The following is a 19733-nucleotide window of genomic DNA, read 5'->3' as shown; positions in this document are numbered from 1 at the left end:
GATCAGTCAGCCGCATGGATGCGGCTGCCAAGCCCCCAGGGACGGGTTTACGGCGTCCCCGCACTCCGACACCGCCCCGCCAACCCACGGAATCCAGCTCTAGCTCTGGCTCTGGCTTTGGCCGTTGCATTGAGCAGGTGCAGGGCTGCAAGCCCTGCCGACCAACCTACCTACGCGGCAGGTAAGTGACCAGGGAAAGGTCGTGCCGGCTCTCCGGCACCAGCGCCACGTACTGCAGGTCCAGCAACCCGCGCGTGGGATGGTTCAGCTTCTTCGCCCCTTCATCGAACCGACGCACGTCGTGCTCCGGCCACCACTGGCGGAACTCCTCGCTATGCGCCGCGATGTCCTCCACCAGCGCCAGGAACGGCGCCTTGTCCGGCGCCTGCGCCATCGCCGCACGGAAGCCTGCCAGCAGGCCGCGGGTCATTTCTTCCCAGTTGAGGATCAGCGTGCGGTACGGCGGGTACAGGAACATCAGCCGCAGCGTGTTGCGCTCATGCGGCGCCAGTTGGCTGTAGTCCACGAACAGATCGGCGATGGCCGGGTTCCAGGCCAGGATGTCGAAGCGGGTGTTGCGCACATAGGCCGGGATCGGCTGCATCGCCTCCACCAGCTGGCGCAAGCCGTCAGTCACGCTCTCGTCCGGTGATTCCAGCGGCACGCCGTAGCCGGACAGCGCGAACGCGTAGGCGCGTTCGTCGTCGCTCATGCGCAGCACCTTCGCCAGGCGCTCCAGCACCTCGGGCGAGGCGCGCACTTCACGGCCCTGCTCGATCCAGGTGTACCAGCTGACGCTCACCCCGATCGCCAGCGCGACTTCCTCGCGCTTCAGGCCCGGGGTACGCCGGCGCCCGGCCGGCAGGCCGAGCGTGGCAGGATCGACACGGGCACGGCAGGCCTTGAGAAAGCCGCCGAGTTCCTTGCGTTCACTTTCGCTGCGCATCATCGCTACCGCCGTACCCGTTGTAGCGCCGAGCCATGCTCGACGCATCTGCTACTGCGCCAACAGCAGCCGAGCATGGGCTCGGCCCCACATCGGAAGCGTGATCAGCCACCCTCGGCGTTGCGCACGAGGGTGACGATATCCGCGCAGGCGCGCCGATCAGGCATCGACGCGCTTGGAGCCCACGGCCAGGCCGGCCTTCAGGCTGGCCTCGACGAACTCGTCCAGGTCGCCGTCCAGCACCTTCTGCGTGTCCGACCGTTCGATGCCGGTGCGCAGGTCCTTGATGCGGCTCTGGTCGAGCACGTAGTTGCGGATCTGGCTGCCCCAGCCGATGTCGGACTTGGTGGCTTCCACCGCGTCCTTCTCGGCGTTGCGCTTCTGGATCTCCAGTTCATACAGCTTGGCGGCCAGCATCTTCATCGCGTTGTCGCGGTTCTGGTGCTGGCTGCGGCCGGTCTGGCAGGCCACGACGATGTTGGTCGGGATGTGGGTGATACGCACCGCCGACTCGGTCTTGTTCACGTGCTGGCCACCGGCACCGGACGAACGGTACACGTCGGTACGCAGGTCGGCCGGGTTGATGGTGATGTCGATGTTGTCGTCGATTTCCGGCGACACGAACACCGAGGTGAAGCTGGTGTGGCGGCGGTTGTCCGAGTCGAACGGCGACTTGCGCACCAGGCGGTGCACGCCGGTCTCGGTCTTCAGCCAGCCATAGGCATAGTCGCCTTCCACGCGCAGCGTGGCCGACTTGATGCCGGCAACGTCGCCACCGGACACTTCCATCAGTTCGGTCTTCCAGCCGCGCGACTCGCACCAGCGCAGGTACATGCGCAGCAGGATCTCGGCCCAGTCCTGGGCTTCGGTGCCGCCGGCACCGGCCTGGATGTCGACGAACGCCGCCGCATTGTCCATCTCGCCGGAGAACATGCGCTGGAACTCCAGCTTCTCCACGTGGGCCTGGTGCTTGTCCAGGTCGGCGACCACGGCCAGGGCGGTGTCCTCGTCCTGCTCGGACTCGGCCAGCTCCAGCAGCTCGGTGGCGTCGTTCAGGCCATCGAGCACCGAGGCGATGCCGCCCACGGTCTTTTCCAGGCTGGAACGTTCGCGGCCCAGGTTCTGGGCGTACTCGGCGTTGTTCCAGACGTCGGGGCTTTCCAGCTCCCGCGTTACTTCTTCAAGACGCTCTTTCTTGGCGTCGTAGTCAAAGATACCCCCGAAGCGACAGCACGCGATCGGTCAGATCGGTGATGCGCTGGCGGACAGGATTCAGTTCGATCATGTCGGCGGTTATGCATTCAAAAGATGACTGGTAATGATACCGCAGGCTGCGGGTGCCCGGAATGAGGGCCTCACCCTGCCCCCAGCGCCTGCCGCAGCAGCGGCAGCTGGCGCCGGCTGCACGGCACTTTCGCCCCGTCGGCCATGTGCAGCAGGGCCTCGCCACCGTCCAGCGGCTCGATCGAGCGCAGCTGGCCCCGATGGATCAGCCAGCTGCGGTGCGGGCGCAGGAACTCGCCCGGGTCGAGCCGCTGCTCCAGCACCGCCATGGTGATCCGCAGCGGATAGTCGTGGCCGCGTACCCGCAGGTTCACATAGTTCCCCGCGGCCTGGGCATACTCCACGTCCGCCGTGGCGACCAGGAACTCCTTGCCCAGCTTGCGCACCAGGAAGTGCTGGGGGCGCTCGACCGGCTCCACCGGTGGGCCGACGTCCGGCTCGGCCAGCAGGCTCGCCTCGCCCTGCCTGCGCCGGCCGAACCAGCTGGCAAAGTGCTCCAGTGCCACGAACATCGCAAACGTGCGTACATCCTTCAGGTATTCGTAGGCAAAACGCTCCAGCCAGCCGGCATCATCCTGGTAGCGATGGCCCAGCGACCCGTAGGCCAGGTGCCGCAGCAGCACCATCCCCACCACGTGCAGCAGCGACCAGCCGACGCTGGCCAGCAGATACAGCGGCAATCGCCGCTTCCAGGTATCGGCATGCAGCGGCCAGCGCTCGCAGCCCCACCACAGCAGCGGCAGGGTCAACAGGACCAGGCCGAGGCTGCTGAACTCCCAGATCATCGGCTCCCACAGCCCGAGATCGGCGCCGCGGCGATTGGCGTCCATCACTTCCACCAGCGCATTGGTCACTGCCGAGGCCGACAGGATCGCCGCCCATACCAGCAGGCGGGTTGAAGTACGCCAGCGCGATGGTCGGCCCTGAGTCATTGCTGCATCCATGTCGTTGCGGTGCTCCAGCCTGCCTCAAGGGACAAAGGGTAGCGGCTCCATTGATCCCACCACCCCCGCCATTGGTCACTGCGTCGGTTCCAGCGGCCCCTTGCCAGTCGCCGCACGGACCGGGCGGCGTCACCTTGGCTCGACTCTCCGGCACACCACCACCATGACCCGACGCTACGACATCGACGCCCTGCGCGTGTTCGCCTTCGCCCTGCTGATCCTCTACCACACCGCCATGGCCTACGTGGACGACTGGGGCTTTCACCTCAAGAGCGTGCATACCGCCGAATGGCTGCAGTGGCCGATGCTGTTCGTCAACCGCTGGCGGATGTCGCTGCTGTTCCTGATCTCGGGTATCGCCATCGCGCTGATGCGGCCGGAAGGCAGGTTGCTGCGCTTCGCCGGCCTGCGCACCTGGCGGCTGCTGCTGCCGCTGCTGTTCGGCATGTTCGTGATCGTGCCGATCCAGCCCTATTGCGAAGGCGTGGCAAACGGCCACGTGGCACCCGGCTTCGGCCACTTCCTGCTGCGCTACTGGCAGGTGCGGCCGTGGCCGGAAGGCAGCTTCGCCGGCTGGCAGTACGGCATCACCTGGAACCACCTGTGGTACCTGGCCTATCTGTGGAACTACACGCTGGCCTTGGCCCTGTTGATGCCATTGCTGGGAACGGCGGTGGTTCGCCGCGCGATGGCGCTCTGCGCAGCATCGCCGATGCTGCTGATCGGCCTTCCGTCCGCCCTGCTGCTGGCCTGGGTGATCTGGCTGGAGCCGATCTACCCGTCCACCAATGCCCTGCTCGGCGACTGGTACCAGCACGCGAAGTACGCCACGGTGTTCCTGGCCGGCTACCTGCTGGGTCGTGAACCGGTGTTCTGGGAGCGCGTGGTCGCCCTGCGCCGCACCACGCTATGGCTGGCGCTGGCTGCCGTCGGCTGGTATCTGGGGTTGCGCATCCTCGGCCAGGTATTGCCCGCCGACTCCCCGCTGCGGCAATGGCCCGAACCGTTCTGGGACCTGCAGGGCCGGGCCAGCCAGTCGCTTTACGTATGGACCGCGCTGCTGGCCATCCTCGGCTGGGGAAAGGTCTTCCTCGATCGCCCGTTCCGCTGGCTGCCGTACTGCACCGAGGCGATCTATCCCTGGTACATGCTGCACCAGAGCCTGATCATCGTGCTGCTGTTCTGGCTCAAGCCACTTCAGTTGGGCCCGTGGATGGAACCGGCCCTGCTGCTGGCCGGTACTGTCGGCGGCTGCCTGCTGATCCATGAGTTGCTGATCCGTCGCGTGCGTTGGCTGCGGCCCCTGTTCGGCCTGCGTGCGAATCCGCCGGCGGCGCCAATGGCGCGCACCGCAGTAGTGTAGAGCCGAGCCTGCGCTCGGCTGCTTCTGCCATGAGCCGAGCGCAGGCTCGGCTCTACATTGAGGCAGTCGAGCCAGCTCGACTCTACACGGGTGCCCGAGCGATCAACGCACCTCGAACTCGCCCACCAGCACGGTTTCGGCGCGATCCTTCAGCCGCATTGTCACCATCTGGTCCTTCTGCTTGGCCGTGCCCCAATGGGTGGTCAGGCGCAGCATCAGCGTCGTCGCACCGGTCACCAGCTGCTGGCGACTGCCGAAATAGTTCGCCTCGACCTTGTACTTGCCCGGCTTGGCGTTGCGCAGCGAGAACTGCTCGGGGCCATAGCCGCCGGTGAAGTCCTGCGACATCCGCCCGCCCTGGTAGGTCTGGCGGTTGCCGTAGTAGGCACGCTCGCCGTTCGGGTCGGTCACCCACAGGTCCATGTCGCTGTTGTCGGCATCCCACGACAGCACCACGCGCAGGTCCAGCGGCATTGCCTGCAGCAGGCGCGGGTCGATGGCCGAGGTATCCAGCCGTGGCGTGCTGCGCGCCACCAGGTTGGTCAGCTCATCCAATGCGATCAGGGCGATGCCATCGAAGCGGCTGTCCCACGGCCGCACCACCACCTGGTACAGCGGCGCCAGCGCCTGCTGCGGCTTGCCGGCCGCTGCCAGCGCCAGGCCCAGGTCGCGGAAGCTCTGCGGTTCTTCCTGGCCCATCGCCAGCACCTGCTCGAACACCGGCACCGCCAGTGCCGGGGCATCAGCCTGCATCAGCCGGTAGCCGAGCACGCGCAGCAGATGCCGGTTGTCCAGATCCATCTCGGCCAGGTTCGACAGTACCCGCAGTGCCAGTTCGCGCTGGCCCTGCTCCAGCAGCAGGTCGGCCACATCGAGGAAGAACGCGCTGCTGTCGGCGTGGGCATCGCGCTCGGCCAGATAGCGGTCGTAGAGTTGCGACGGCGGGCCCTCGCGCAGGCGCCGGGCGATGGCCGAGTCCGGCTGCCAGGCCGCCAGCTGGATGCCGAGTTGGCCGTCGTTGGCAGCAGCGGGCGCAGCGACACGGCCACCAGTGACCGTGATTGAATCCAGGGCCTTGTTCGATGCAGGCGCTGAGCGACGCGCACGCGCGCTGCTGGCTTCCATGCGCTGCTCGGCGGCGGCCATCGGTGCCGGGGCGGGTGGTGCCGCCGGGGCCGGCGCGGCGAGCATCGCCACCGGCGCTGATTCCATCGCGTAGTCCGCGGAGGCCACTTCCAGTGCCCCGCCCTTTGCCTGCGGCGGCATTCCCTTCGGCCAGCTGCGGTTCCACCACTGCTGGCGCTCCTTCCAGCGTGCCGCCACCTCATCCAGGCGCTGGCGATCAGCAGCGGCGCGATCTCTTACCTGCACTGCGAACCTGGCGTCGTACTCGGCGCGCAGCGTGCCCGAAGGGCGGATCGCATAGCGCAGGTAGTCCTCCAGTGTCTCCAGCACGATCAGCGAGGTATCCGGCCCGACCAGGCCAAACTGCTGCGACAGGCGCTGCATGGCCTCGCGGTTGCCGCGGCGGTCGGCGGCCAGCTGCTGCAGGCGCGCCTGCGCCCACAGGCCGGCCAGCAGTTCGCCGTCATCGCTTTTCTGCGTGGCCGGCAGTGCCTGCCATTCGCCGCCACCCACGCGCACCCGCATCGGCACGCCGTCGGCCGCCAGTCGTGCATGCAGCCACAACCAGCCCTGGGCTTCACTGCGACGATCGATCACCACGTCCTGCACGCCGCGCCCTGCATCGACCTGCACATCCAGCGGCGACGACAGCAGCTCACGGGCGGCCAATTCGACATCCTTCCCCAGCGCTACGAAGCGACCACCATGCGCTTCGCTCCAGCCACGCAGTCGCACGGCATCGGTGCGCGCGCCGGCGCTGCTGACCGCAAACAGGCGTTGATCCGGCGCCATCGCCGGCAGCTGTTCCGGCCCATAGGTCAGCAGGCCATCGCTGAACAGCAGGTATTCCTTCACGCTCGATTGCGGCTGCCACTGCGCCAGCGCGCTGGCACCGTCCGGGCGCACGGCCTGCAGGGCTGCGCGCAGCTCGCTCCAGTTGCCGGCGCGGATGCGGAATCGACGCACCGGCTCGGCGCGATCCCGCAGTACGGTCAACGCCACGCTGCCGTCACCCAGCGCAGCGAAATAGCGATCCAGCAGGGCGAACTCACGTGTGCGATCGCGCTGGCCCGCCGAGCCGGAACCGTCCCACAGCAGCCCGATCTCGCTGGGCAACGTGCGCGGCGTGCTGCTGGCCACCACCGGCAGCTGCGCCAACAGGTAATGGCCGTCCTGCCAGGGCGCCACCTGCACCTGCGCCTGACGTGCTGCCGGCAGGTTCCACTGCAGCTGCTGCGGCAACTGCGCGCCCTTGCCCTGCCACAGCAGTTGGCCCGCGCTGATGCGGAAGGGTGCCGTACCTGCAGTGGTCGCGCCGGGTGTCTGCAGTTTCAGTTCAACCGAGGCCGCGCCGGCGGCGAACTGCAGCGGCAGCGTCCACTGCCAGCCTTGGCCGGCGAAGGCCAACGGCTCGCGAATCACCAGCTCCACGCGCCGGCTACCGCCGGCCGGCAGCGGGTAGATGCGCAACCGGAACTGGTTGCCAGCGGTCTGTTCCAGCAGGCCCGGGTCGACCCCGCGACGGGCGATCTCCTCGAACACCTGGCGGCCGCGATCCTTGGGCACCGGCACCGCGTCACGCATCTCGCCGTTGATATCCAGCGCGAAGCCGCTGACCTGCTGACCGTCGGCCAGCGGGAACTGCAGCTCGCCCTCCAGCACGCGCCGGTTCGGGTTGTGGAATTCCAGTGTGATCCGGGTCTGGGCGATGCCGGCCTGGACTTCGCCTTCGATGCGGGCGTGTCGTAATTGAACCGACTGCTCAGCCGCCGGCGCGATCAGCAGCGGCGTGGCGGCCTGCGGCCGGGAGATCGTCGGCGACTGTGCGCCAACGGGCCAGGCCGCAACGGCCAGCAGCAATACGGTGCAGCAACGGGCGAAGACCATGACCGGACTCCAGTGGGATCGTGAACCTTTGAACGCACCAGCAACCGTAATGGGGTTGGCGCCCCCAAAAAGGGGACGGAGGGGATTAAGTCGCAAGTGGCAAACAAGGCACAAGCGACTTAATCCCCTCCGTCCCCTTTTTTCATGCGGGCAGGCAGTGCTCCACGATCAGCTGGATGGCGCTGCCGCCGCGATAGTCGTCGCAGGCGAGGCGATAGGCGAGATGCACATGGCGACCGGGCGCGTTGCCGTGCCAGCCGCCGAAATGGATGGCGTTGATCGTACCGGGTACGCCGGGCAGGCGCAGTTCCAGCTTCAGGTGACGCTCCTTCAGCACGCGCCAGTTGGCCACTTCGAAGTGGCCGTCGAACAGTGGCTCGGGGAAACCCTGGCCCCACGGCCCGGCCAGGCGCAACGCATCGGCGTGGCGATGGTCCAGCTCGTCCGCCGCCAGTTCGCCATCACTGAGGACCTGCTGCTGCAGTGCCGCCGGGTCGAGCATTTCCAGCACCACGGCGACGAAGGCGGCCTTGAAGTCATCGACGTGGTCACGCCGCAGGCTGAGCCCGGCCGCCATGGCGTGGCCGCCGAAGCGTTCGATCAGGCCCGGATGGCGCGCGTCGACCAGCGCCAGGGCGTCACGGATGTGCAGGCCGGGAATCGAGCGCGCCGAGCCACGCAGGGTGTCGGCGCCCGGTTCGGCCGGGGCAAAGGCGATCACCGGGCGATGCAGGCGATCCTTCATCTTCGACGCGACCAGGCCGACCACGCCCGGATGCCAGTCGGCATCGAACAGGCAGGCCGCCACCGGTCGCTGACCGGCCATGTCCAGCACTACCCGGGTCAACGCCTGCTCGGCGTCATCGGTCATCGACTGCTGCACGGCGCGCCGTTCCGAATTGATCTGCTCCAGCGTCTGCGCGATCTCGCGCGCCTGGCGCGGGTCTTCGGTCAGCAGCAGCGCGATGCCCAGCGCCATGTCTTCCAGCCGGCCCGCGGCATTCAGGCGCGGGCCGAGCGCGAAGCCGATGTCGGTGGCTGTGAGCCGCGCGGCATCACGGCCGCTGGCTTCGATCAGCGCACGCAGGCCGACACAGCCATGCCCCGCGCGCAGACGCCGCAGGCCCGCGCTGACCAGTGCCCGGTTGTTCGGATCCAGCGCCACCAGGTCGGCGACGGTGCCGACCGCCACCAGGTCCAGCAGCGTGGTCAGGTCCGGCCCCTTGCCATCGGCGAAGACGCCGGCCTCGCGCATGTGCCGGCGCAGCGCCATCAGCACGTAGAAGATCACGCCGACGCCGGCCAGCGACTTGCTGGGGAAGGCATCACCGTCGAGATTGGGATCGACGATGACATCGGCCGGCGGCAGCTGCGGCCCGGGTAGGTGATGGTCGGTGACCAGCACCTGCCAGCCCCGCGCCTTGGCCGCGATCACGCCCGCATGGCAGGCGATGCCGTGGTCGACCGTGACCAGCAGGTCCGGCTGCAGCTCGGCCAGCTCCTCCACCAGTGAGGGTGACAGGCCGTAGCCGTGCACCATTCGGTTCGGCACCGCGTGGAAGACATGCTGCGCGCCGAGCATGCGCAGGCCACGCACGCCGACCGCACAGGCGGTGGCGCCATCGCAATCGAAATCGCCGACCACCAGGATGCGCCTGTCATTGGCGATGGCCTCGATCAGCAGACCCACCGCATCATCGATGCCGGTCAGCAGCTCGGGGGCGTGCAGATGGCCCAGTTTCGGCTGCGCCAACTCCGGTGTACCGGCGCCTCGGTTGGCATAGAGACGCGCCAGCAGCGGCAGCGTGCCCTCCGGCCAGCTGCCGGGCGCGACCGCATCGCGGCGGCGGATCGTCGGCGTATCAGGGAATGGCTGCACAGCATCGGCGGCAAGGGACATCGGCATCGCCGGGTTGCGGAAGACATCCCCATGATAGCGCGGGGTCGGATCTCTCTGCCCGCAGGAGGCTCCCCCCTGATCGCGAGCATTTGGAATCTGCCAGCATATCTTCCATGCTTGTCGGCCCGGAAATGGACTTCAACGCATGCATCGCACGCTGCTTCCCGCGCTGCTGGGCCTCGCACTGGCCCCGGCCGCCCACGCCGCCACGCCCGAACCGAAGGCCGGCGTGCAGTTCCAGCACAACGACTGGTCGCTGGCCTGTGACAACACCCGCACCTGCCGCGCCGCCGGCTACAGCCCGGAAGAACCCGGCAATCTGCTCAGCCTGATGCTGGAACGCGCGGGCGGCCCGGCTACGAAGGTGCTCGCGCGGCTGCGCAATGGCGAGGATGGCGAAAGCCCGACGCCGACCGGGGCGCTGCGCCTGCGCCTGAACGGCAAGGACCTGGGCCCGGTGCACGACACCGGCGACGGGGACAACGTGTTGTTGCAGCAGGCACAGACCGATGCACTGGTCGCCGCACTGCCGCGCCAGGCACGCATCGAGATCATCGACGGCAAGGGCAAGGCGTGGCCGATCTCCGACAGCGGCGCAGCGGCCGTACTGCTGAAGATGGACGAGGCCCAGGGCCGGCTGGGCACGCCCGGTGCGCTGGGGCGGCGTGGCGACAAGCCCGAAGCGAGCGTGCCTGCGGCGTTGCCGGTACCAGTGATCGTGCGCGGCACGCTGATGGCACCGCGCGCCTCGGACGCGGCGCTGGCCAAGGCACCGGGCCTGCGCAAGGCGCTGATCGCCAGCCTGCCGAAGCCGGATGAGTGCGGCCGCCTGAGCGATGGCGGGACAGATGAGATCGAGATCCAGCGACTGGACGCCCAGCATGTACTGGCAAGCACCAGTTGCTTCGTGGGTGCCTACAACATGAGCAACGCCTACTGGGTGGTGCGAGACAAATCGCCGTACCAGGCGACCTTTGTCACCAACCTGGCCGAAGATTTTGACCGCGATGACGCTACGCTGCGAGGCCGCTCCCGAGGCCGCGGTGTCGGCGATTGCATCTCCGCCAATGACTGGGTGTGGGACGGGGAGCGCTTCGTGAAGAGCAGCGATTTCACGACGGGCCAGTGTCGCAATATGCTCGGCGGGCACTGGACACTGCCGACGGTGGTCAGCGAGGTCCGTTGAGGCGCCGCTACCTGCGGTAGTGCCGGCCGCTGGTCGGCAACCCCGACAAACCCTGGGGGTCAGAGCCGTTTTCCGATGGAAAACGGATCCGACCCCGATCGGTCGACCCCGATCAATCGTGAAGCTGCCGCGGCTTCTTCCAGAACTGCCAGCGCTGGCCGCGGTCCAGCTGGAACTGCAGGCCGTCCTCGAAATCCAGCACCAGCCGCTGCAGCTCGCCACGCTTCAGCGCGGCCAGCAGCGGCCGGATTGCATCATTGCCGAGCTGCTGCAGCGAACGCAGCTGGCGCAGGTCGACCAGTGCATCCACCGCCTGTTCGCCATCGACGGCTACGCCAGCCGCCAGGGCCAGGCCCTGCAGCAGGGCATCGCGGCTGCGCACCTGTGCGTGCGGCGTGCTGACCGACACCGGCATCACGCCACCGCCCCAGAACCACAGCGAATTGATCGGCTGTTGTCCCTGAGCGGCGCGCTGCTGGTTCCAGGAATGGTTGTGCAGCAGTACCTGCGCTTCGGTCATCAGCGCCCGCCAGCGACGGCCGCCCTCGCCCTCCGGCAGATGCGAGAACAGGTCATCGCCCAGCACCTCGTCCGGACTATTGAAGTCCGGCAGCACCAGGTCGATTGGAAGCCGCAGGTACCAGCGCGACGGGTCCGGTGCGTCAAGCACGAACCCGGCATCGGCAAACAAGGGCTGCAGCACCGGCAGCAGGGCCAGGCTGTCGGCCAGCGTCGGCCGCAGCGTTTCGCCGTAGGCCATCATCCGCGCGCCATGCATGTCCGGCACCATGCAGGCCGGATCGGCACGCAGCCAGCTGGCGCCGGCCGCATCGCCGACGTCGCGCTGGCGGGTCAACGCGGCCACCGGCCAGTGCGGCGCGGCGACCGCGAAATGGCGCGTCAGCTGCGCGCGTTCGCCCGGCGCGACCTGCACGGTCGTGGCACGGCCGAGCGCACGTGCCACATCGTCCGGCAACGCAGCCGCGGCAAAGCGGCTGCGGGCCGGCAACAGCAGGGTCGCCGTTGCCACCGTGTCAGTCCACGTAGCTGACGCTGACGATCTCGTACTCGCGCTGGCCGGCCGGGGCGTCGATCACGATCGAATCGCCTTCCAGCTTGCCGATCATCGCGCGCGCCACCGGCGAGGAAATCGCGATCAGGCCCAGCTTGATGTCCGCTTCCAGGTCACCGACGATCTGGTACTTCTTCTCTTCGTCGGTTTCCACGTCGGCCAGCGTCACGCTGGCGCCGAACACCACCTTGGAGCCGGCGTTGAGCTTGCTCACGTCGATGATCTCGGCGTGCGACAGCTCGCCTTCCAGCTGCTTGATGCGGCCTTCGATGAAGCCCTGTTCCTCGCGCGCGGCGTGGTACTCGGCGTTCTCCTTCAGGTCGCCATGCTCACGCGCTTCGGCGATGGCGGCGATCACCTTCGGGCGCTTGACCGACTTCAGGTGATCCAGTTCGTCGCGCAGCTTCTGCGCGCCCTTCATGGTGATGGGGGCTCTCATGCATTCAACTCCTTGTGCAGCTCCTGCAGCGACCAGACGGGACCGGTGCCGCGGAATTCCAGTGAATCCACCAGCGCCTTGGCGCCGGCAATGGTGGTCGAGTAGGTGACGCGATGCTGCAGCGCCTCGCGACGGATCGAGAACGAGTCGTTGATCGCCGAACGACCTTCGGTCGTGTTGACGATGTAGACGATCTCGCCGTTCTTGATCGAGTCGACGATGTGCGGACGGCCTTCGACCACCTTGTTGATGATCTCGCAGTCCATGCCGTGCTGCTGCAGCCAGGCGGCGGTGCCACGGGTGGCGACCAGGCTGTAGCCGCGCGCCAGCAGCGCCTTGGCCACCGGCAGCACGCGCTTCTTGTCCGGATCACGCACCGAGACGAAGGCCTTGCCAACCGGCGGCGCCTTGATGCCGCCGGCTTCCTGCGCCCGCGCGAAGGCGGCGTTGAAGGTGCGGCCCACGCCCATCACCTCACCGGTGGAGCGCATCTCCGGCCCGAGGATCGGGTCGACGCCCTGGAACTTGGCGAACGGGAAGATCGCTTCCTTCACCGAGTAGTAGTCCGGCACGATTTCCTTGGTCGCGCCCTGCTCCGCCAGCGTCTTGCCGGCCATGCAGCGGGCGGCGATCTTGGCCAGCGGCATGCCGGTGGCCTTGGACACGAACGGCACGGTGCGCGAGGCACGCGGGTTCACTTCCAGCAGGTAGATGGTGTCGGCACCCTCGTCGCTGGTCTGGATCGCGAACTGGGTGTTCATCAGGCCGACCACGTTCAGGGCCTTGGCCAGCTCCACCACCTGGCGGCGCAGCTCGGCCTGGGTTTCAGCCGACAGCGAGTACGGCGGCAGCGAGCACGAGGAATCGCCCGAGTGCACGCCGGCTTCTTCGATGTGCTCCATCACGCCACCGATCAGGACGTTGCCCTGGGCATCGGCAATGATGTCGACGTCGCACTCCACGGCGTTGTCGAGGAAGCGGTCCAGCAGCACCGGCGAATCGTTGGACACCTTCACCGCGTCGCGCACGTAGCGGGCCAGGTCGGCTTCGCCGTAGACGATTTCCATCGCACGGCCGCCCAGCACGTAGCTCGGGCGCACCACCAGCGGGTAGCCGATCTCGCGGGCCAGCAGCAGGGCTTCCTGGTCGTTGCGGGCGATGCGGTTCGGCGGCTGCTTCAGGCCCAGCTTGTCGACCAGCTGCTGGAAGCGCTCGCGGTCTTCGGCCAGGTCGATCGAGTCCGGGCTGGTGCCGATCACCGGCACGCCATTGGCTTCCAGCGCGCGCGCCAGCTTCAGCGGGGTCTGGCCGCCGTACTGCACGATCACGCCCTTCGGCTGTTCCAGTTCGACGATTTCCAGCACGTCTTCCAGGGTCAGCGGTTCGAAGTACAGGCGGTCGGAGGTATCGTAGTCGGTCGACACGGTTTCCGGGTTGCAGTTGACCATGATGGTTTCATAGCCATCCTCGCGCAGCGCCAGTGCCGCGTGCACGCAGCAGTAGTCGAACTCGATGCCCTGGCCGATGCGGTTCGGGCCACCACCCAGGATCATGATCTTGTCGCGGTTGCTCGGTGCAGCCTCGCACTCGTCCTCGTAGGTCGAGTACAGGTAGGCGGTACCGGTGGAGAATTCACCGGCGCAGGAGTCCACGCGCTTGTAGACCGGGCGCACCTTGTGCGCACGACGCAGCGCGCGGATGGCGGCTTCATTGGTGCCGGTCAGCTGCGCCAGGCGCGCATCGGAGAAGCCAGCACGCTTCAGCTTGCGCAGGCGTGCGGCATCCAGCGCGTCGATGCCACCGGCCGCGACTTCGCCTTCTGCAGCGATGATTTCCTCGATCTGGTCCAGGAACCAGTGGTCGATGAACGACAGTGCGTAGATCTCTTCCACGCTCATGCCGGCGCGGAACGCGTCGGCGACGAAGAACAGGCGCTCCGGGCCCGGCGCCTTCAACTCGCGACGCAGGGTCTGCAGGTCGTCTTCGTTGGCCAGGTCCAGGCCGGTCGGGTCGAAGCCGACCTTGCCGGTTTCCAGGCCACGCAGGGCCTTCTGCACCGACTCCTGGAAGGTACGGCCCATCGCCATCACCTCGCCCACCGACTTCATCTGGGTGGTCAGGCGGGCGTCGGCGGCCGGGAACTTCTCGAAGGCGAAGCGCGGGATCTTGGTGACGACGTAATCGATGGACGGCTCGAACGAGGCCGGGGTCAGGCCACCGGTGATTTCGTTCTTCAGTTCGTCCAGGGTGTAACCCACGGCCAGCTTGGCGGCGACCTTGGCGATCGGGAAGCCGGTGGCCTTGGAGGCCAGCGCCGAGGAACGCGACACGCGCGGGTTCATCTCGATGACGACCACGCGGCCGGTCTTCGGGTTGATGCCGAACTGCACGTTCGAGCCACCGGTATCGACGCCGATCTTGCGCAGCACGGCGATGGAGGCATCGCGCAGGCGCTGGTACTCCTTGTCCGTCAGGGTCTGCGCCGGCGCCACGGTGATCGAGTCACCGGTGTGCACGCCCATCGGGTCCAGGTTTTCGATCGAGCAGACGATGATGCAGTTGTCCGCAGTGTCGCGGACCACTTCCATCTCGAACTCCTTCCAGCCCAGCACCGACTCTTCCACCAGCACCTCGGTGGTCGGCGACAGTTCCAGGCCGCGGCTGACGATCTCGACCAGCTCTTCGCGGTTGTAGGCGATGCCGCCACCGCTGCCGCCCAGGGTGAAGCTGGGGCGGATGATGGTCGGGTAGCCGACGCGGGTCTGGATCTCCAGCGCTTCGTCCAGGGTGTGGGCGACGGCGGCGGTCGGGCATTCCAGGCCGATCTCACCCATGGCCACGCGGAACAGCTCGCGGTCTTCGGCCATGCGGATCGCTTCGCGCTTGGCGCCGATCAGTTCGACGTTGTACTTCTCCAGCACGCCGTTGTCGGCCAGGTCCAGCGCGCAGTTCAGCGCGGTCTGGCCACCCATGGTCGGCAGCAGCGCATCGGGCTTTTCCTTGGCGATGATCTTCTCGACCGTCTGCCAGTTGATCGGCTCGATGTAGACGGCGTCGGCCATCTCCGGGTCGGTCATGATCGTGGCCGGGTTGCTGTTGACCAGCACCACGCGGTAACCATCGTCACGCAGGGCCTTGCAGGCCTGGGCGCCGGAGTAGTCGAACTCGCAGGCCTGGCCGATGACGATCGGGCCAGCACCGATGATGAGGATGGTCTTGAGGTCAGTGCGCTTGGGCATTTTCTTCTCTAAGTCAGTACAGCGTGACAAGGGGGAGTGATCGCACGCTGTCGATCAGGAATCTTGATCCGCAGCGCCGCGCCGGGGGCAGCAGCGATGCGGGGTTTACGGTCCATCGCGACGCCACCGGGGGGCCGGCGGCGTACTGATCACGCCTTGGCCTGCTCCATCAGCACCACGAAGCGGTCGAACAGCGGACCGACATCGGTCGGGCCCGGCGACGCTTCCGGGTGGCCCTGGAACGAGAACGCCGGCACGTCGGTGCGGGCGACACCCTGGTTGGTGCCGTCGAACAGCGAACGGTGGGTCACGCGCAGGGTCGGCGGCAGGGTCGCTTCATCGATCGCGAAGCCGTGGTTCTGCGAGGTGATCATCACCCGGCCGCTGTCCAGGTCCTGCACCGGGTGATTGGCACCGTGGTGGCCATGGCCCATCTTCATGGTCTGCGCGCCCGAGGCCAGGCCCAGCAGCTGGTGGCCCAGGCAGATGCCGAAGGTCGGGATCTTCACATCGATGAAGGTCTTGATCGCTTCGATGGCGTAGTCACACGGCTCCGGGTCACCCGGGCCGTTGGACAGGAACACGCCGTCCGGCTTCAGGGCCAGCACTTCGGCGGCCGGGGTCTGCGCCGGTACCACGGTCACTTCGCAGCCACGCTCGGCCAGCATGCGCAGGATGTTGGTCTTCACGCCGAAGTCGTAGGCCACGACCTTGAACCGGGCCGGCACGCTGACGAAAGCGTTGGCATCCAGGTCCAGCTGGCCCTCGGTCCAGGTGTAGGCCTTCTCGGTAGTGACGACCTTGGCCAGATCCATGCCCTTCAGCCCCGGGAACTTGCGGGCGGCTTCCAGTGCCTTTTCCACGTCGATGTCGCCGGCCATCAGCGCACCGTTCTGCGCGCCCTTCTCGCGCAGGATGCGGGTCAGCTTGCGGGTGTCGATGCCGGCGATGGCGACCACGCCACGCTGGATCAGCCAGTCCTGCAGCGACACCTGGCTGCGCCAGTTGCTGGGGCGGCGCGGAACGTCGCGCACGATCAGGCCGGCCGACCACACCTTGGACGCTTCGTTGTCCTGGTCGGTCATGCCGGTGTTACCGATATGCGGATAGGTCAGCGTGACCATCTGCCGGGCGTAGGACGGGTCGGTCAGCACTTCCTGGTAGCCGGTCATGGCGGTGTTGAACACCACCTCACCGACGGACAGGCCGGGCGCGCCTACGGATTCGCCCTCGAATACGGTGCCGTCTTCGAGGACGAGGATTGCGGCTTGGGTCACGGGAATCTCACTTTGGCTACCGAGGGGGCTGCCGAAGTCACGCCTGCGCTTCACGGAAATCCGGTTGCAAAAAAGCGCGGACGTACGGTCTGGGACCGGTCCGGCTTTCGTGATTCGGCGAGTGCGAATTGTAGCGCTGCCGGGGCGCTCGCGCCAGCGGTTATCGCGCTTCATGAACAGGCGATTGCGCATTCATTTCAATCCGATGGCGTATGCGGGCCGGAGGCGGGGTCGGATCCATTTCCCGAATGGGAAAGGCTCTGACCCCAGGCGCCCTCGGATGGGGTCAGAGCCCTTTCCGCAGGAAAGGGATCCGACCCCAGGAATCAGCCCGCCCTACTGCAGCAGATCCCTTACCCGGTAGCTGCCCGGCGCCCGCCCCTGCAGCTGGCGGGCGGCGAACAGGGCGCCGCGGGCGAAGATGTCGCGGTTGGTGGCCCGATGCACCAGCTCGATGCGCTCGCCCAGACCGGTGAACTGCACCAGGTGCTCGCCCACGATGTCACCGGCACGCAGGCTGGCGTAGTGCGGCTCCGCCCCGCCCCGTTGCGCGGCCGCGCCCAGGGTCAGCGCGGTGCCCGATGGCGCATCCTTCTTCTGGGTGTGGTGCGATTCGACGATGTCGCAGTCCCAGCCGGCCAGCGCCTGCGCCGCGCGCTCCACCAGCTCGTCCAGTACCGCCACGCCCAGGCTGAAGTTCGAGGCCCATACCAGCGGGATCTTCGCCGCCGCGGCCTCCAGCGCCTGGCGCTGCGTGCTGGAGATACCGGTGGTGCCCGACACCAGCCCGGCACCCCGCTCCACGCACAGCGCCAGCATCGGGTCGAAGCCCTCCGGCAGGCTGAAGTCGATCGCCACATCGAACACCGGCGCGCCGGGCAGCTCACTGGCGCCGAAGAACGGCACGCCGTCGACCACGCGCTGTGCCGGCGCACGGCCGGTCACTGCGGCCACGATCTGCAGGGTTTCGGGATGTTCGGCGGCCAGCCGCAGCAGGGCCTGGCCCATGCGCCCGGAGGCGCCGTGAATGAGCAATCGCAGGGGAGTCTGGTTCATGCCTGCAGGCTAGCGGCAGCACGCCTGCTCCGGCAAGCGCCATCACTGCTACGCTGCATGCCCTTTCATGCAATGGATGGCAGCCCCTTCATGCAGATCAGCGAACAGCTGATGCTGATCACCGGCGCCGGCCGCGGCCTTGGCCAGCACATCGCCCGCGCATTCGCGGCGCAGGGTGCGCGCGTCATCGTCAACTACCACCGCAGCGAAGGCCCCGCACGGGCGCTGGCCGCCGAGCTGGGCGGACAGGCGATCGCGCTGCCGGCCGACGTCACCGACCGCAGCCAGGTCGATGCAATGCTGCAGCACGCCCTGGCCCACTTCGGCCAGGGCGTCACCACCGTGGTCAACAACGCGCTCGCCGCGTTCTCGTTCAATGGTGATGCCCGCGACGGCGCCGCCGATATCGGCTGGTCGGCGTTCCAGGCGCAGTTCGAGGGCAGCGTGCGCGGCGCGCTGAACACCGTGCAGGCCGCCCTGCCCGGCATGCAGGCCCGCCGCTACGGCCGCATCATCAACATCTGCACCAACCTGTTCCAGAACCCGGTCGTGCCCTACCACGACTACACCGCCGCCAAGGCCGCGCTACTGTCCCTCACGCGCACGCTGGCCGGCGACCTCGGCCCACATGGCATCACCGTGAACATGCTGTCCGGCGGCCTGCTGCGCACCACCGATGCCAGCGCTGCCACGCCGGAGGCAGTGTTCGACTACATCGCCGCCAACACGCCACTGCGCAGCGTTACCACGCCAGCAGAATTCGCCGATGCCGCGCTGTTCTTCGCCAGCCCCTGGTCGCGCGCGGTGACCGGGCAGAACCTGGTGGTCGATGGCGGGCTGGTGCGGGACTGAGCCAATGCGCATTTCCGAGGTCAGCCGCCTGACCGGCGCCAGCGCCAAGGCCATCCGCCTGTACGAGGCGCGCGGACTACTGCCGCCGGTGCCGCGGCTGAACCGCTATCGCGACTACAGCGAACAGGATGTGGCCTGGGTGCAGCTGATCCGCCAGGCGTTGGCGCTGGGCATCACCCTGGCCGCGATCTCCCGCCTGCAGGGCCGCGACGGACGGCTCGACTGGCCCGCGGTGCTGGCCCTGCTCGAGCAACAACGCAGCCGCATCGCCAGCGAGCGGGCACGGCTGGCGCAGGTCGAGCTCGACCTGCAGCAGGTCAGCGACGAACTGCGGCAGTGGCTGCACTCCGGCAGCGGTGACTGCATCCTGGAACCCAGCGGCTGCGCCGCTGGTCGTTGACTCTGCCCCAAGGGCATAGCCCAACCTCGCGCACTTTCCATTGCCCGAGGTTGCCGTGTCCCGTTCCATCCTGATCCTGCTCGGCCATCCCGACCGCGACAGCCTGTGCGGTGCCCTCGCCCAGCGCTACGCCACCGCCGCCGAGAATGCTGGCCATCGGGTGCGCCTGATCGCACTGGGCGAACTCGAGTTCGATCCGGTGCTGCGCCATGGCTACCGCCAGATCCAGCCGCTGGAAGCCGACCTGCAGGACACTGCGGATGCGATCGAGGCCTGCGACCATCTGGTGCTGGTCTATCCCACCTGGTGGGGCGCGATGCCGGCGCTGCTGAAGGGCTTCTTCGATCGCGTGCTGCTGCCGGGGTACGCCTTCCGCTACCAGCGCGATTCAGTCTGGTGGGACCGGCTGCTGGCCGGTCGCAGCGCACGGGTGATCACCACGCTGGATACGCCGCCCTGGTATTACCGCTGGATCTACCGCGACCCGGGCATCACCCAGATCCGCGCCACTATTCTGGAATTCTGCGGCATCCGCCCGGTGCGGGTCAGCCGACTCGGTGCGGTACGCAGCAGCTCGCCGGAGCAACGCAACCGGTGGCTGGCGTTGGCAGCGGAGCTGGGCTCACGGGCCAACTAGCTAGAGGAGCGTGCGAACCAAGGTTCGCACCCACCTGGGGCGCTCGTTGCGGGTGTCGCGTTTGCCAATTGACCGTCAGGCACTGCGCCTCAAGGCTGTGGGCCCTTGTTACGGCCCAGGCAAAGC

At 67.6% G+C, this 19733-nt stretch carries 15 protein-coding genes; 5 read left to right on the top strand and 10 right to left on the bottom strand.

Annotation, left to right across the window (positions count from 1 at the left end):
* Positions 1-166 precede the first annotated feature (166 nt).
* The 3 genes from ACT6SE_RS09415 to ACT6SE_RS09405 all read right to left on the bottom strand — a co-directional run bounded on the left by ACT6SE_RS09415 (position 167) and on the right by ACT6SE_RS09405 (position 3162).
* A complete protein-coding gene (locus tag ACT6SE_RS09415; protein WP_046429952.1) occupies positions 167-949 on the bottom strand; it encodes a helix-turn-helix transcriptional regulator in 783 nt (260 codons plus the stop codon).
* 156 nt (positions 950-1105) lie between these two features.
* A protein-coding gene (gene prfB / locus ACT6SE_RS09410) for a peptide chain release factor 2 (RefSeq protein ID WP_014037064.1) occupies positions 1106-2231 on the bottom strand; the annotation gives its coding sequence in 2 pieces (ribosomal slippage) (positions 1106-2155 and positions 2157-2231; 1125 coding nt in all).
* A 70-nt stretch (positions 2232-2301) separates the two neighbouring features.
* The gene (locus ACT6SE_RS09405) at positions 2302-3162 is read right to left on the bottom strand and encodes a LytTR family DNA-binding domain-containing protein (RefSeq protein WP_046429953.1); all 861 of its coding nucleotides are present in this window, start codon (positions 3160-3162) and stop codon (positions 2302-2304) included.
* A 175-nt stretch (positions 3163-3337) separates the two neighbouring features.
* On the opposite strand from ACT6SE_RS09405, the gene ACT6SE_RS09400 reads away from it, so the two are divergent.
* Complete coding sequence (locus tag ACT6SE_RS09400; protein WP_046429954.1) at positions 3338-4537, top strand: acyltransferase family protein; 1200 nt, start codon at positions 3338-3340, stop codon at positions 4535-4537.
* A 102-nt stretch (positions 4538-4639) separates the two neighbouring features.
* Here ACT6SE_RS09400 and ACT6SE_RS09395 read toward each other — a convergent pair whose 3' ends face one another.
* Both ACT6SE_RS09395 and recJ read right to left on the bottom strand, forming a co-directional pair.
* On the bottom strand, positions 4640-7549 hold the full coding sequence (locus tag ACT6SE_RS09395) for a VIT domain-containing protein (protein ID WP_046429955.1): 2910 nt from the start codon (positions 7547-7549) through the stop codon (positions 4640-4642).
* Between the two features lie 142 nt (positions 7550-7691).
* Positions 7692-9449 (bottom strand): single-stranded-DNA-specific exonuclease RecJ, encoded by a 1758-nt coding sequence (gene recJ / locus ACT6SE_RS09390; RefSeq protein WP_444811147.1) that lies wholly within the window; start codon positions 9447-9449, stop codon positions 7692-7694.
* Positions 9450-9594: 145 nt separating this feature from the next.
* Between recJ and ACT6SE_RS09385 the strand changes: the two genes are divergently transcribed.
* Positions 9595-10635, top strand: a complete 1041-nt coding sequence (locus ACT6SE_RS09385) for a DUF1176 domain-containing protein (protein ID WP_046429956.1) — start codon at positions 9595-9597, stop codon at positions 10633-10635.
* 112 nt (positions 10636-10747) lie between these two features.
* Here the strand turns inward: ACT6SE_RS09385 and ACT6SE_RS09380 are convergent, their stop codons facing one another.
* From ACT6SE_RS09380 to dapB, 5 genes are all read right to left on the bottom strand, one after another.
* A complete protein-coding gene (locus ACT6SE_RS09380) occupies positions 10748-11665 on the bottom strand; it encodes a Regulatory protein, RpfE type (RefSeq protein ID WP_014646995.1) in 918 nt (305 codons plus the stop codon).
* A 4-nt stretch (positions 11666-11669) separates the two neighbouring features.
* Positions 11670-12134 (bottom strand): transcription elongation factor GreA, encoded by a 465-nt coding sequence (gene greA, locus ACT6SE_RS09375; protein WP_026347191.1) that lies wholly within the window; start codon positions 12132-12134, stop codon positions 11670-11672.
* A gap of 8 nt (positions 12135-12142) precedes the next feature.
* On the bottom strand, positions 12143-15385 hold the full coding sequence (carB, locus tag ACT6SE_RS09370) for a carbamoyl-phosphate synthase large subunit (protein WP_444811146.1): 3243 nt from the start codon (positions 15383-15385) through the stop codon (positions 12143-12145).
* A 149-nt stretch (positions 15386-15534) separates the two neighbouring features.
* The gene (carA, locus tag ACT6SE_RS09365) at positions 15535-16662 is read right to left on the bottom strand and encodes a glutamine-hydrolyzing carbamoyl-phosphate synthase small subunit (RefSeq protein ID WP_046429958.1); all 1128 of its coding nucleotides are present in this window, start codon (positions 16660-16662) and stop codon (positions 15535-15537) included.
* A gap of 336 nt (positions 16663-16998) precedes the next feature.
* Positions 16999-17718, bottom strand: a complete 720-nt coding sequence (gene dapB, locus ACT6SE_RS09360) for a 4-hydroxy-tetrahydrodipicolinate reductase (RefSeq protein WP_080052982.1) — start codon at positions 17716-17718, stop codon at positions 16999-17001.
* A 90-nt stretch (positions 17719-17808) separates the two neighbouring features.
* Here dapB and ACT6SE_RS09355 point away from each other — a divergent pair, with 90 nt between their 5' ends.
* The 3 genes from ACT6SE_RS09355 to ACT6SE_RS09345 are packed head-to-tail and all read left to right on the top strand — an operon-like array spanning position 17809 to position 19607.
* The gene (locus ACT6SE_RS09355) at positions 17809-18570 is read left to right on the top strand and encodes a 3-oxoacyl-ACP reductase (RefSeq protein WP_440570743.1); all 762 of its coding nucleotides are present in this window, start codon (positions 17809-17811) and stop codon (positions 18568-18570) included.
* Between the two features lie 4 nt (positions 18571-18574).
* Positions 18575-18970 (top strand): MerR family transcriptional regulator, encoded by a 396-nt coding sequence (locus ACT6SE_RS09350; protein ID WP_046429960.1) that lies wholly within the window; start codon positions 18575-18577, stop codon positions 18968-18970.
* Positions 18971-19025: 55 nt separating this feature from the next.
* The gene (locus ACT6SE_RS09345) at positions 19026-19607 is read left to right on the top strand and encodes an NAD(P)H-dependent oxidoreductase (protein WP_046429961.1); all 582 of its coding nucleotides are present in this window, start codon (positions 19026-19028) and stop codon (positions 19605-19607) included.
* Positions 19608-19733: the final 126 nt, after the last annotated feature.

This window comes from Stenotrophomonas sp. LC732, assembly GCF_052446685.1.
GTDB lineage: Bacteria > Pseudomonadota > Gammaproteobacteria > Xanthomonadales > Xanthomonadaceae > Stenotrophomonas > Stenotrophomonas muris.
The sequence above is the reverse complement of the archived record's forward strand: the minus strand, read 5'-3'. Positions and strand labels throughout refer to the sequence as shown.

What these genes read in the sequence shown, in the direction of transcription:
- ACT6SE_RS09415 (WP_046429952.1), bottom strand. Translation starts at nt 949, where the DNA reads ATGATGCGCAGCGAAAGTGAACGCAAGGAACTCGGCGGCTTTCTCAAG.
- ACT6SE_RS09405 (WP_046429953.1), bottom strand. Translation starts at nt 3,162, where the DNA reads ATGACTCAGGGCCGACCATCGCGCTGGCGTACTTCAACCCGCCTGCTG.
- ACT6SE_RS09400 (WP_046429954.1), top strand. Translation starts at nt 3,338, where the DNA reads ATGACCCGACGCTACGACATCGACGCCCTGCGCGTGTTCGCCTTCGCC.
- ACT6SE_RS09395 (WP_046429955.1), bottom strand. Translation starts at nt 7,549, where the DNA reads ATGGTCTTCGCCCGTTGCTGCACCGTATTGCTGCTGGCCGTTGCGGCC.
- recJ (WP_444811147.1), bottom strand. Translation starts at nt 9,449, where the DNA reads ATGTCCCTTGCCGCCGATGCTGTGCAGCCATTCCCTGATACGCCGACG.
- ACT6SE_RS09385 (WP_046429956.1), top strand. Translation starts at nt 9,595, where the DNA reads ATGCATCGCACGCTGCTTCCCGCGCTGCTGGGCCTCGCACTGGCCCCG.
- carB (WP_444811146.1), bottom strand. Translation starts at nt 15,385, where the DNA reads ATGCCCAAGCGCACTGACCTCAAGACCATCCTCATCATCGGTGCTGGC.
- dapB (WP_080052982.1), bottom strand. Translation starts at nt 17,718, where the DNA reads ATGAACCAGACTCCCCTGCGATTGCTCATTCACGGCGCCTCCGGGCGC.
- ACT6SE_RS09355 (WP_440570743.1), top strand. Translation starts at nt 17,809, where the DNA reads ATGCAGATCAGCGAACAGCTGATGCTGATCACCGGCGCCGGCCGCGGC.
- ACT6SE_RS09350 (WP_046429960.1), top strand. Translation starts at nt 18,575, where the DNA reads ATGCGCATTTCCGAGGTCAGCCGCCTGACCGGCGCCAGCGCCAAGGCC.